Origin of the sequence: Bacteroides salyersiae WAL 10018 = DSM 18765 = JCM 12988, from assembly GCF_000381365.1 — a bacterium.
In the GTDB taxonomy this organism is placed as follows: domain Bacteria; phylum Bacteroidota; class Bacteroidia; order Bacteroidales; family Bacteroidaceae; genus Bacteroides; species Bacteroides salyersiae.
In genome coordinates this window covers 1,163,606-1,177,926 of record NZ_KB905466.1, presented here as the reverse complement: position 1 = coordinate 1,177,926, position 14,321 = coordinate 1,163,606, and the positions used below count along the sequence as shown (strand labels likewise).

General features: G+C 43.3%; 6 protein-coding genes. All 6 read left to right on the top strand.

Going from position 1 to position 14,321, the window contains the following annotated elements; translation table 11 throughout:
* Positions 1 to 28 precede the first annotated feature (28 nt).
* The 6 genes from HMPREF1532_RS04620 to HMPREF1532_RS04595 all read left to right on the top strand — a co-directional run bounded on the left by HMPREF1532_RS04620 (position 29) and on the right by HMPREF1532_RS04595 (position 13,827).
* The gene (locus HMPREF1532_RS04620; RefSeq protein WP_005925504.1) at positions 29 to 1,045 is read left to right on the top strand and encodes a zinc-binding alcohol dehydrogenase family protein; all 1,017 of its coding nucleotides are present in this window, start codon (positions 29 to 31) and stop codon (positions 1,043 to 1,045) included.
* Between the two features lie 250 nt (positions 1,046 to 1,295).
* Positions 1,296 to 4,505 carry a SusC/RagA family TonB-linked outer membrane protein gene (locus tag HMPREF1532_RS04615; protein WP_005925502.1) on the top strand — a complete coding sequence of 1,070 codons (3,210 nt, stop codon included), beginning with the start codon at positions 1,296 to 1,298 and terminating at the stop codon, positions 4,503 to 4,505.
* Positions 4,506 to 4,517: 12 nt separating this feature from the next.
* Entirely contained in the window at positions 4,518 to 6,533 is a 2,016-nt protein-coding gene (locus tag HMPREF1532_RS04610; protein WP_005925499.1) for a RagB/SusD family nutrient uptake outer membrane protein, read from the top strand.
* A gap of 21 nt (positions 6,534 to 6,554) precedes the next feature.
* Positions 6,555 to 8,165, top strand: coding sequence for a DUF5123 domain-containing protein (locus HMPREF1532_RS04605; RefSeq protein ID WP_005925496.1), 1,611 nt, complete (start codon positions 6,555 to 6,557; stop codon positions 8,163 to 8,165).
* A gap of 28 nt (positions 8,166 to 8,193) precedes the next feature.
* Positions 8,194 to 9,774 carry a hypothetical protein gene (locus tag HMPREF1532_RS04600; RefSeq protein ID WP_005925493.1) on the top strand — a complete coding sequence of 527 codons (1,581 nt, stop codon included), beginning with the start codon at positions 8,194 to 8,196 and terminating at the stop codon, positions 9,772 to 9,774.
* A gap of 264 nt (positions 9,775 to 10,038) precedes the next feature.
* A complete protein-coding gene (locus HMPREF1532_RS04595) occupies positions 10,039 to 13,827 on the top strand; it encodes a pectinesterase family protein (protein WP_005925491.1) in 3,789 nt (1,262 codons plus the stop codon).
* Positions 13,828 to 14,321 lie beyond the last annotated feature (494 nt).

Here is a 14,321-nt window from a genome sequence, read left to right as displayed (position 1 = left end):
CATAGTAAGCATAAAATAGAAAAATAGAATGAAAGCAATACAAATCAGTGCGCCCGGAGAACTTGGAGTGGTGGACATAAATACACCGGTGCCGGGGGAGGATGAAGTTCTTCTTAAAATAAAGTATGTCGGTTTCTGTGGTTCCGACCTCAATACCTTTTTAGGGAAAAACCCGATGGTACGGTTACCGATCATTCCCGGACACGAAGTCGGGGCGGTGATCGAAGCGGTAGGCAAAAGTGCCCCGGCCGGTTTGGAGCCGGGTATGAGTGTGACGGTAAATCCTTATACCAATTGCGGTAAATGTGCATCTTGCCGGAATGGAAAGGTGAATGCTTGCCGGTATAACGAAACTTTTGGTGTACAACGTGACGGAACGATGTGCGAATATGTTGCTGTGCCTTGGACTAAAGTGATTCCTGCTATCGGCCTTTCACCCCGTGATTGTGCGTTGATCGAACCGATGAGTGTCGGTTTCCATGCGGTATCGCGTGCACAGGTAACCGATAACGACACGGTAATGGTGATCGGATGCGGTATGATTGGTTTGGGGGCTGTGGTAAGAGCGGCTTTGCGGGGCGCTGATGTGATAGCTGTGGATGTAGATGACGAGAAACTGGCTTTGGCCGCCAGGCTTGGAGCGACTCACGGCATCAATTCGAAGACAGAAGATGTGCATGCCCGCTTGATGGAACTGACCGGAGGTTTCGGTCCGGATGTGGTAATCGAAGCGGTAGGTAGTCCGGTCACCTATGTGATGGCAGTCGATGAAGTTGCTTTTACGGGAAGGGTTGTCTGTATCGGTTATGCTAAAAACGAGGTGGCGTTTCAAACCAAATATTTTGTTCAGAAGGAATTGAATATTTGCGGATCGCGCAATGCTTTACCGGCCGACTTCCGTGGAGTAATCAACTTGTTGAAGAAAGGAAATTTCCCGACCGACCGATTGATCTCCAAAGTAGTGAAACCCGAACTTGCTTTGCAAGCCATGCAAGAGTGGATAGAAGCACCGGGTAAAATATTCCGCATTCTGGTAGAATTTTGAACAGGGACAAAATGTATATGGATAAATTGCTCATAAACAAAGCCTTGATTAGACTGTTTGCCATTATATAGGAATTATTGATCGGTATAATACGAGAGGGTGTAACATTTGTTATATCCTCTTTTTTATGCCTATAGGTCAAAAAAATGCCCTCTTTCTACTAAATATTCCTCCATCGCTTCTCGTAAATTGCAGACCTTTGCGACATAATCAATTTAGTATTGTTAACATGAAACGAAAATCTTGTAAAATGAAGAACAGGCGTATTGCGTGGTTATTACTCATGCTTCTGACAATTCCACTGGGGTTGTTTGCGCAGAATATCACGGTGAAGGGAGTTGTGACCGACTCCGAAGGTGAACCGATTATCGGTGCTTCCGTAATAGAAAAAGGGAAAAGCGGGAACGGCACCATTACAAATCTGGATGGTAATTTCACTCTGAATGTTTCTGGTAAAAACAAGAAGTTGGTGATATCGTATATCGGTATGACAACTCAAGAGGTAGATGCCGCTACCGGAAAAGTAATCAAGGTAGTGCTTCATGATGATGCCCAGGCTTTGGATGAAGTCGTAGTGATCGGTTACGGTACGAGCAAACGGGGAGACCTGACCGGTTCCGTTGCTTCGGTAGGTGCAAAAACGCTGAAAGATATTCCCGTTACATCTGCCGCAAGTGCGATTACCGGACGCCTTGCCGGTGTAAATGTAGTTACTACCGAAGGTTCGCCGGATGCTACCATTAATATCCGTGTACGCGGTGGTGGCTCTATTACGCAGGATAACTCTCCGTTGTTTATCGTGGATGGCTTCCAAGTCGACAATATCGATGATATACCTCCCGGTGACATTGAATCGATCGATGTATTGAAAGATGCTTCTTCTACTGCCATCTATGGTGCGAAGGGTGCCAACGGTGTTATTCTTGTCACTACCAAAAGCGGAAAGGCGGGGAAAACGGAAATTAAATTCGGAGCCTCAGTCGGTTTGAGCAATGTATATAATCTGTATGATGTACTTTCTCCTTATGAATATGTATATTACCAACGCGAGCTCGATCCGAGTAGTAAGAGCGGTGCTTTCTTTGGACGTTATGGGGTGTGGGAGGATATAGGAATTTATAAAGCGTCCGAGGGGACCGATTGGCAGGAAAAAATGTTCGGTAACACCGGTGTACAGCAAAAATATAACTTATCTATTTCCGGCGGTACGCAGGATTTGCAATATAGCTTGAGCTATACGCACGATGATGAAACTTATATTATGAATACTTCTCGCTTCAAACGCGATAATTTGAACCTGAAGATAAAGAAGAACATAAACAAGGCGTTGAAGTTCGATTTTAACATGAAACTGAGTAAAACCGTAATCGACGGTCCGAGTGTATCGGGAGGAAAGAAGTTGAGAGATACGGTGAAATACCCTCCTATCAGTACGCTCGATGGTTTGACTGAAGATGATTTGGGTAATAATGGTTATGAAGTGGAGAACATCAGCAGTCTGAATGATCCTTATTATAATATTGTAAACGAGTATAAGCAACAGAATAAATTCTCCAATATCTATAATGGAGGGTTTACGTGGGATATTGTCAAAGGACTGTCTTTACGTGCCGAAGGGATGTATGGATTTGAATTTGAAGATACCGATAATATCTGGCTGAACAATACCGGTGAGGCTGCCAGCAATGCCGGACAACCGGTGGCGCAACGTCAGAACTGGAAAGGAAACCGATGGGCTGTGCAAAGCCGCCTGAACTATGGGATTACTTTTGGTAAGAATAAATTCGATGCAATGGTCGGTTTGGAGTACAACCACCGTCAGAAGAATGAAACGAAGATGTACTCAAAATTCTATCCGATAGATTTTACTGCAGAGAACATCTTGGCGATGTGGAATTATGGATCGGCACAACCTACGTATACGACAATTGGCGAGCCGAGCCGTACGAATTCTTTCCTGGGACGTGTAAACTATTCGTTCGATGACCGCTACCTGTTCACGTTCAATATGCGTGCTGATGGAACGAACGTCTTTGCTCCGGGTAAAAAATGGGGTGTATTCCCCGGTGGTTCTGCTGCATGGCGAATTTCGCAGGAGAAGTTTATGGAGAACACGCAGGATTGGCTCTCTAATTTGAAGCTGCGTCTGAGCTACGGTACCGTAGGTAATGCCCGCGTAAGTTCTTATTGGCGTCAGGATTATAGCTTTGAAAGTGCTTCCAAGAACTTATATTATCCGAATGAATCAGTGGAGAGTGCATTGAAACCCTCGAAGACATTACGTAATGAAAATCTGACATGGGAAACTAAATACTCGGCTAATGCCGGTTTGGATATCGGTTTGTTTAATAACCGGTTGAATGTGACGGTCGATATGTATAAGGATATCACGAAGGACTTGATTCTTCAGATTAATCTTCCTTCCAATTCCGGATACGATAATCAGTACCAGAACTTAGGGCAGACCACGAACCGGGGTATCGAATTGTCGTTGAACGGAACTATTGTCGATACGAAGGATTTGTATATAGCTGCCAACTTCAATATTGCTTTCAACAGAAACCGTGTCGATGCTTTGGATGGCAATTCTGTAATGATTCACTCTTCGGGTAGTAGTGCTGATATCGGAAAAGACGATTATCGTGTTTTTGTCGGACAGGAATTAGGACTGATTTACGGTTATGTGACAGACGGTATGTATTCGTTCGATGATTTCACATACAATCCGGAAACCAAGAAATGGGTGATTAATGAAGGAGTGCCCGATTGTTCGAGTGTCATTACCACCAGTGGCAGTTATTTTGGCCCCGGACACATCAAATTGAGAAAACTCGGAGGTGAAGGAACGCAAATTGACCCGGATGTGGATCGTACAGTTATCGGAAATGCACTTCCGAAGCATACCGGTGGTTTTGGATTGAATGTGCAATGGAAGGATTTCGATCTGGCGGCTATGTTCAATTGGTCATATGGTAACGATATTCTAAATGCGAATAAGATAGACTTTACGACTTATGCCGGTTCCAAACGTTATCAGAACGTAAGCTCTCTTATGAGTCTTGAGAACCGTTTTACAACGATTGATCCCGCCACCGGAAACAATATTTTTTATGGAGACAACGCTAACCCCGATTTATTGATGGAACTGAACCGTAATGCCAGAATCTGGAGTCCTATTATGGGACAAACCATCCTGACGGATTGGGCTGTTGAAGATGGTTCTTTCCTCCGTTTCAGTAACCTGACTATCGGTTATACATTGCCGAAGATATTTACCCGTAAGTTCGGTGTACAGAATCTGCGTGTCTATGCTACCGGAAACAACCTGTTCTGCTGGACTGCTTATAGCGGACAGGATCCCGAAGTCAGTACTTCAAAAAGTAACCTGAGTCCGGGTATCGATAATTCTGCTTATCCGAAAGCCCGTTCTTATGTGTTTGGTTTAAATGTAACATTCTAAAAACTATTAACGATGAAAAAACTTATATCTATATTATTGTGCGGAGCATTGACCTTTACTTCGTGCAGCGATTTTCTCGATACGGATTCTCCTTCCAAGCAAAGCAGTGAGGTGGTTTTTGAAACGGAGTCTATGGCGAAAGCGGCTTTGATGGGTATATACTCTTCTTTGTGCGGTACGTATGCTTATGGACAGAAACTGTCGGTAAACTGGCAGGGAGTTTCGGACATCGAAACCAATCGTGGATTCTCCGACACCGGATATATTGATAAAACCGGTGACTCCGGAGCCGGAAACTTCTGGTGTAACTGGTATAACAAAACTACTCAATGGGGGGAATTGTTCAAACTGACCGAACTGGCCAGTACCGCGGTGGATGGTATCCGTAAATCTTCATTATTGGGTAGCTCGGATGTGATGAAACGGTATTTGGGGGAGGCATTAGTATTACGCTCTATGGGATATTTCGAATTGTTGCGTTGGTGGGGAGATGTCCCTTTCAAAGACGAACCGTCCAAATCCGACCTGTCTAATGTGTACATGAATAAGACGGACAAAGACATCGCCTATGCGGCCATTGTAAAAGATATGCAGGAAGCCATTGAGTATTTGCCATGGCTGGGCGAAGAATCCGAATACAATTGTGAACGGATAACGAAAGGGTTTGCCAAAGGTTTATTGGCACGTATTGCTCTTTTTGCCGGTGGTTGGTCTGTTCGTGACGGTAATCAGTTCTCGGATGCCAATGTGGAACATCATCCGGATATAGAAGAGATAAATGGGTATTACGTAGGCCGTCCTAAGAACTGGAGAGACTTTTATGAGATCGCCGAACAACAATGTGCCGAAATGATCGGTGATCCGGAAAATCCTCATGCTTTGGATCCTGACTTTGGCAATATCTGGAAAACTGTTTGCCATCTGGATTATAATAAGTTTAATGAGAATCTGTTTGAAGTAGGTTTTGGCTTAGGACAGAACGGGGATATCGGTTCTTTGATGGGATATTCGTTAGGGGCGAATACCCAATACGGAAGCCGTGGGTTCGGTGGCTCTTATGTAGCTACTACCGGTTACTATTTTTATTCGTTCGACAGAGAGGACCTGCGCCGTGATTATGGTGCTACGTGGTTCAGCTATACCTCAGAGAATAAAGAGAAGATGGGAAATGATATTCTGACAGTAATGCTGGGTAAATGGAACTTCTTCTGGACGAATGATACTTATAAATCCATGCATAAAACGGCAAATTCACGTATCTCTACCGGTATCAATTGGATTGTGATGCGTTATTCCGATGTGTTGCTGATGTTTGCCGAGGCTCGTAATGCATTGGTAGGTGCGGATGAAGTAAGCACGGTAGCAAAGATCTCTGCCCGTCAGGCTTTGGAGCAGGTACGCGAAAGAGCTTTTGGTGCCGGTTCTCCTAAGGTTAAAGAGTATGATCCCGATTTCTTTGAGGCGATTGTTAATGAACGTGCCTGGGAATTCGGTGGAGAAGCCATTCGTAAACAGGACTTGGTGCGTTGGGGATTGCTCGACAAGAAGATTGAAGATATGAAGCGCGCTCTTTGCTACATGATGGACGGCTCGAAGCCTGTGACCATTTTCGACAAAACTTATCAGCCTGCTGATATTCCTACAATGGTTTATTATAAGTTTAAAGATGACAACGAATTTATCGACATAAACTCGATTAATTTCTATGAAGAATTGCCGGCTAACCCGGATGAAACTGTATATCAGGAAGCAAAGTGGTGTTCCAAGAACTTTGAGAAACCCGAAAAGGGAGACAAGACACCACATGTGGACGGCCCGGTGAAGGTACTGTTAGCGGCTACCGGTCTGATGGCTGATTATGATTATTCCTCTTTGTTCGGCGAGTTACAGCATGGCTCTGAAATATCAAGTCGTTTTGTGCAATATGAAGTAGGAAACAAGACCTGTAATTATCGTCATGTATATGCAATCTATTATGAAGATATCTATGAGTCGAAAGGATATCTGTCAAATTCTTATGGTTATTAATCTTACTATTCTACAGAAGATATGAAGACAAAAATTATATATGCTTTTCTTTCCTGTATGTTGCTTCTGGCAGCTGCCTGCGAAGATGAAGTAAACAATTGGCCGGTGGACGGGAGCCAGGACGGTTTGTTCCGTTCGTTGACTTTCGAAGAGAAAAAAGTAATGCCTACCTCCATCGAGATTGGTTACACGAAAGTGGTGAACGCCACAGATTACATTTTTGAGTTCAGTGAAGACAGTATGTTGTTTCAGAACATAACCCGGACGGTTACTATCAAGGCGGATACTCTGACACCGTTTGCCGAATCGACTACTCAGATGAAAACCGAATATCGTACGATTTTTGAAGATCTGAAAGGAGTCACAAAGTATTCCGTACGTATGAAAGCTATCAGCAGTATCAGCGGACGTCAGTCCGGATATGTCAGTTTCTTCTTTCAGACTCCGGAAGAACAGATCTTTACGAAAGCTACCCCGGAAATAGATAATGTGACTCTGACCTGGACACCGGTGAAATCGCTCACTCATCTGGTTATCTCGGAAAGAGATGAAAACGATGGACTTTCTAATCCGAGAGAGATTCCGTTGACACAGGAGATGGTAGATGCATGTAGTATAGTGGTATCCGGTCTGGTCGGTGGTACGGGCTATATGGCTCAGGCTTTTGACGGAGAAGTGAAACGGGGAGAAATTAAATTCCGTACATCGGGTATGCAGAGCGGTGAAGTAATTCATGTTACCGAAGCAGATACGATTACCTATTTGTTGGATGACTGTGCCGCCCGTAAAGTGACGGATGTTTCATTGGTGTTTGAAGGTGGAGTGACGTATAATTCCGGTTCGGTGACCATACCGGGTGGCATTGAGAATCTGGTCTTTGTAGGGGTTGCCTCTGATGCCGGTGAACTGCCGGTATTGGAAATTCCGACTATTTCCTTGAAAGAAGTTATGAATGGCATCACTTTTGAAAACGTTCATTTGGACGGTCTGAACGACGGAAAGAATTATTTGTTCGGTATCGGTAATTCAAGCTGTTTCCGGTCTATCAGTTTTACGGGTTGTACGATTGCTCATTATAATCGTAGTATATTGCGTTTCAATACCGATAAACTCGAAATAGATGAGATTCTGTTCGATGATTGTATGATTACCGATATTGCACACGATGGTTATGGCATGATTGTCTTTGGAAAGGCACAGACCCGCGTGGGCTTGGTTTCGGTCACAAAATCTACTCTGACCGAGATGGGAAGTCTGATGCAGCTCAACGATGGAATTGAAAAGGTGGTGATGGATCAGTGTATTGTTTATAATAATACGTTTGCTACTAAAAACTATTATCGCATTGACAAGCAACCCGGTGCAATATCTGTTACCAATACGATCTTTGCCGGTTCGAACAACGGGCAGAAGTTTAATGCTACCTATAGCAATTATTCCACTTATTTCCTTTTCACGTCTTCTTATATGACTTCGGATATCATTATAGACCGTTATGGATTTACCGATATCACTCCGTATAGCGGAACGTCGGAAGATTTGTTTGTCGATCCTGCAAATGGTGATTTCCATTTGAAGTCGACGGCTAAGTTCCCCGGTAAGGAAACTGCCGGTGACCCGAGATGGTGGTAATAGTAATAATCAGTTTAAACGAACGAAAATGAATAAGACATTGATATTTAGTATTAGCGCAGCATTCCTCACATTAGTATGTGGGGGATGCACCGAGACCAATCAATTTTTTGACAGTCCCGTAAAACCGGGTACTTCTGTGGAAGAGCCGGAACCAGAACCCGAGCCATCGGGAGAGCTTTGTGCTTTCCCCGGTGCCGAAGGTTTCGGAAGGAATACCACCGGTGGCCGTGGTGGAAAAGTATATCATGTGACTACTCTTGCAGATGGAACACAATCCGGAACTTTGCGGCATGCTGTTTCGCAAAGCGGAGCACGTACGATTGTTTTTGATGTGGCCGGTACCATCTTTCTGGATAGGGATCTTTCCATTTCCAACGGTGATTTGACGATTGCAGGACAGACAGCGCCAGGACAAGGTATCTGTATTGCCAAATATCCGGTCACGATTAAAGCGGACAACGTCATTCTTCGTTATCTTCGTTTCCGTGTAGGTAATGAATCCGGCGGAGAACCTGACGGATTGGGAGGAATGGAGAATAAAAACGTGATTGTGGACCATTGTTCCATCAGTTGGTCGGTGGATGAATGTTGTTCGGTATATGGTGGCGAGAATCTGACGATCCAGTGGTGCATTATTTCCGAAAGCCTTCGTACTGCCGGACATGGAAAAGGCAAACATGGATATGGTGGCAACTGGGGAGGTGCCGGCGCTTCTTATCATCACAATTTGATGGCTCATCATGAAAGTCGTGTCCCGCGCCTTGGCCCACGTCCGTTTACACAGGAACGCGAACATATGGATTTACGGAACAATGTATTCTATAATTGGGCCGGAAACGGATGTTACGGTGGTGAAGGCATGAAAGTGAATATCGTCAACAATTATTATAAACCGGGACCTGCCACTCCTAAGAATAAAGCAGTTCGCTATCGTATTGCCGGCATTGGCATCCGTACTACGGAATATATCGAGACTTTCCCGTCATTTGCTCCCATGCTGCATGTCTGGGGAAAGTTCTTCGTAGATGGAAATGTGGTGGAAGGAAGTGATGAAGTAACGAATGATAATTGGACAAAAGGTATCTACGAACAGATTGACAATAGTAAATGTGACGGTTTGTTTACTACTGTTACACGTGATACGATTCGTCTGGATGCTCCTTTGGAAACCGATGTCATTACTACTCATACCGCAGAGCAGGCTTTCAATCTGGTAGTGGCTTATGCAGGATGTTCAAAACAACGGGATATTATTGACGAGCGTATTGCTAAAGAGACTAAAGACGGTACGGCTACTTATATAGGTAGTGTTACCGAAGGTGCGGCTAATGTTCCCGGATTAATTGATTTGCCTTCGGATGTGATGCCCGCAGGGCAGGCAAGTCCATGGCCCGAGTTGAGTGATGGCGGTGTAGCGGCTGATGCTTTGAAAGATACGGACGGAGACGGTATGCCCGATGTATGGGAGACTGCCAACGGATTGAATCCGAATGATGCTTCCGATGGTATTACGACTACATTGAGTGAAGATGGATATACTAATTTGGAAGTTTATCTGAACAGTCTTGTCAGCGATATTACGGAAAATCAGAATAAGGCTATGTAATAGTAGTTAAGTAGTTAAGTAGTCAAGTAGTTAAGTAGTAAGTAACTGAGTGATTAAGTGTTTAAATAGTAAATAGTAAGTGGTTAAGTGATTAAGTGATGAGTCAGCTAAATAGAAATAGCTTATCTTATGTATTTCCCTTAACTACTTACTTTAAAAATCCTCCTATTCTGCTAATTATTCCCCTTTAAACGATTAGGGTTGCGTTAATATTGCAATCTGGTAGGTTTCTATATCTATATTGTTAAACTAAAAAATTGAATCATGAGAACACATTTTCTTCTTTGTTTTCTATTTCTGTTTTCTTATTTGGGAGCGACAGAGATATCTGTGGATCCGATAACTTTTAATGATGCGTATACCAATGCAGGTGATGGAGATGTTTTATTGCTCGAACCGGGTATATATGCTTCATCCGTGACCTTTCCTTCCGGAAAAACAATTACTTTGAAGTCTGCTTCTGCAACAGAGCTTCCGGAGATCCGGTTCGGTGTATCCGGTAATGATGAGGCAATTATGAATGGCGGATTGATTTTTGACGGTTTGAAAATCGTTCCGTCCGGTGATTATTTTATCAGCGTAGATAAGGTAGGCGATATTGCTGCCATCCGGGTTCTTAATTGTACGATTGAATCTGTGAACCGTTGTTTTATTCGCACTAATAATAATGGATATAGCATTGGTGAGATAGAGTTTGCCAACTGTATCATCCGCAATTGTGGTGATAAAGGTTGGAACTTCCTATATCCAAAGCACATTGTCCGTAAAGTATCCGTACGTAACTCTACCTTGTATAATTATCCGGGTGGGGAGAGTTTTTTCTTAGCCAATGCTTCGGATACGGATAATGTAATGGAGTTTTTGTTCGAAAACAATACGGTATATAAATGGGCAAAGAGTTCCGATCGTGCACTTTGTAAAACGTCCAAAAATTACAGTGTTAATTCCAATTATGTTTTTCGTAACAATATCATAGCCGAACCGGGTGTAGCAGGACAAACTCCGAGTTTACTGGAAGCTACCGGGGGTAATGTGATAGGGGAAAATAACCTGATAGTCAATTATGGAGGTTATAAAGTTAGTAATGCCGTCTCGCAACAGGTGAATGATCTTACCTTGGAAGGTCTGGGGCTGTCTGCTTTAAGTTTCCCTGATCCGGACAACGGTGATTTTACGATCCTGTCCGGTTCTCCACTGGCTACTGCCGGTGTGGATGGCCAGTGTGTAGGTGATCCTCGCTGGATAAAGTCATTGGGAGATGCTGTACATGTAGAGACTGCTGCTTTACCCAAAGAGGCCGGTAGTGTTTCACCGGTTAGTATTGCTGTCGAAAAAGGAGACAATGCAACATTCACCGCTACGGCCAATTATGGTTTCCGTTTCAAACTTTGGCAGGATGGATCGGGTAAAACTCTTTCGACGGAAAATCCGGCGACCCTCCAAATAGATAAAGATATGAAGGTGGTAGCTGTATTTGATGCCATGGATATGCAGACTTTGACCGTTAACTTAACCGGAGATGGTGCAAAATGGGGAAAAGTGACATTGAGTCCGGAGGCAGAAGGAAACCGTTATGAGAAAGGAACTATTGTAACAGTTACTATAGTGAATAATCCGGTTACTTCTTTTATGTATTGGGAGGATCAGTCCAGCGAGGTATCGCGCCAGGTGATTATGGATGCCGATCGGGAATTGACTGCTGCTTTCGATGTGATTCCGTTTATTGTCGGATGGGATTTCGCCGTATCCGAACCTCGTGGCAATCGTCCGGGAGACTATTACTATCAGACGGATAATACCGGAAACCTGAGTTTATACAATTACGACGGAAGCTCTACCAATTGGGGAGGTAGTAACCGTACTTTCGGTGGTGTAACTTATGATTGTGCCCGCCGCTATACAGCTGCAGCCGATATCAAGACAGCTCCCCGTTATTTCCAGGCTAAATTCTCGGCCCGTGAATATAATAATATCCATGTGAAGTCTATGATCGCTGCAGATAATGAATGCGTACACAAATTACAAAAGATGCAGTATTCTACGGATGGTACGACGTTCTTTGATCTTGTAACGATTGACATGACCGGAAAAATCAGTACGGAATGGATTGCTTGTGATGCCGTGTTGCCTGTAACGTTGACAGAGGAAGAGAAATCTACAATCTATATTCGTTGGATACCCGATTTGAGCAGTGAATTGTTGGGGCAGCCTGCCGATAATGCTACCGAGGGTTTTTATCTGGCCAATCTCTTTGTATATGCTGATCCGAATGACGCTGATCCGGAACCTCCTGTATTATTGAGTACTACCCCGGTCGAAGGTTCGTCTACTGCCTCTGCCAACGGAACTATCACTTTTACATTTGATAAAAAAGTGAAAGCCGGTACTGTTCCGGTTGTATTCAATGGAGAGACGATAACTCCGGTTTTCGGTAGTAAGACCGCTTCTTATACTTATAAGAATCTGTCTTATGGTACTCAGTATGAATTTGTATTACCGGAAGGAGCCGTTACCAATCTTGTAGGTAATTCTTTCCCCGGAGTGACACTTCATTTCTCTACGGTGCCGCGTCCCGATCCTATTGCACGTGTGTTCGACGCCATTGTTGCTGCAGATGGAACAGGAGATTATACAACCGTACAGGCTGCCATCGATGCAGCACCGGCCGGACGTTCGATGCCATGGCTCATCTTTGTGAAAAACGGTTCTTATAGAGAACAGGTGATTGTGCCGAAAGAAAAATCATTCATTCATTTAATCGGGCAAGATAAAGAGAAGACAATTATTCATCATAAACTGAATGTAGGTGGTAAGCCTGCAGAGGGTGACAATGATGAGTTCTGGAAATATTCCGTTCATAATCCGGCATCCGAAGTTTATCAGTTTGAAGGTACAGTCGTGAAAATAAATTCAACGGATTTCTACTCGGAGAATATTTCTTATGTGAACGACTGGGGTATTGATAGCCAGGCCGGCCCGCAAGCACTTGCAATGAGTACGCAGAATGACCGTTCGGCTTTCTTTAACTGTAAATTCCGCTCTTATCAGGATACTTGGATGACCTCTTCTGCAAATGACAATAATCACCGTACGTATGTCACCGATTGTTGGCTGGAGGGTGCTGTCGACTATTTCTATGGTGGCGGTAATGCCTATGTCGAGAAGACAACCTTCTATAATTTGCGTAGTGGTGCTGTTATTGTAGCTCCCAGCCATGGAGCGGGTACACGATGGGGGTATATTTTCGATCATTGTACGGTAGATGGTAATGCTTCGGCTGCTGATGGTAAGCAAAAGTTAGGTCGTCCCTGGCACAATTCTCCTATTACCGTATATCTGAATACGACCATGAATATTCCGATTGCTCCCGAAGGATGGACTGATATGGGAGCAGTTCCTGCTCTGTTTGCCGAATACAATAGTATGGACAAAGACGGTAATCCGATTGATTTGAATAATCGTAAGACTACTTATACACATGGAGACGGACAGACCGGTAGTTGCAAGGCCGTGCTGACAGCCGAAGAGGTAGTGAAATACACCTACGAAAATGTGATTTGTGAGAATGACAACTGGAACCCGAGAATGTTTATGGAGAAAGTGGATAAACCGGATGATCTTGTTTTAGATGGTGAGCAGCTTTCTTGGAAGGCATCCCGATATGCTATTTGCTATCTGGTGTTCTGCGATGATGAAATGATAGGAATGACTAAGGATACCTTCTTTAATGTTCCTGCATCCGGCAAAGATGCTTCCGCTTATCAAGTGAAAGCTGCCAATGAATACGGTAGCTTGAGTGAACCGGCCACTGCATCAAAAGGTACGGGAGTCCGGAATGAGACGGTCGATAATCGGCTTCAAGTTCTGATTAATGGAAATGAACTGTCTGTTCTGGGTGTTTCTGCCGGTGTTCCTGTTATTTTAGCAAGTGTAGACGGTTGTGTAGTGAGAAGCATGACGAGCACGAGCGATAAGGTAACTTTGATACTTCCCTCATTGAAAGGAGTATTTGTATTGAAAGCAGGTGACCGTTCCGTTAAAATTATGTTTTGAACTGTCTGAGATACAGCAGGTGGAACGTACTTGAATGAATATTGTTTCTCCTTTGATAATCAGATGTTTATAAGCCTTATGATGAGGCAAATAAGAGTGTACACTATTACTATACAAAAGTGTACACTCTTTCTATATAAGAATGTATACTTCTGTGGTATAGGAATATATACTTTTGTAATATGAATAAAAAGTTGCCTTTTGATTCGATATAAACTACCTTTCTGTAGGTAGAAAACTTCTTCTTCTTTTTCTTTTATAATCAAAAGTTTCAATTATAGTTTTTCTTTGACTGAGAAAGAATTTACTTCCTATAAAGATAGATTAATTTTAGGAAGAAACAACTTTTATATATATGTGTGCTTTATCAATGCGGATAGGTAGGTTATCCATAATTAGGAAAGCACAATTTTTGACTTGGCAGTTAAGGAGGAATATAAATGTGAATATAAAAATTAAAGATTTTGTATTCTAAAGTAGTTTTGTTTAGTATA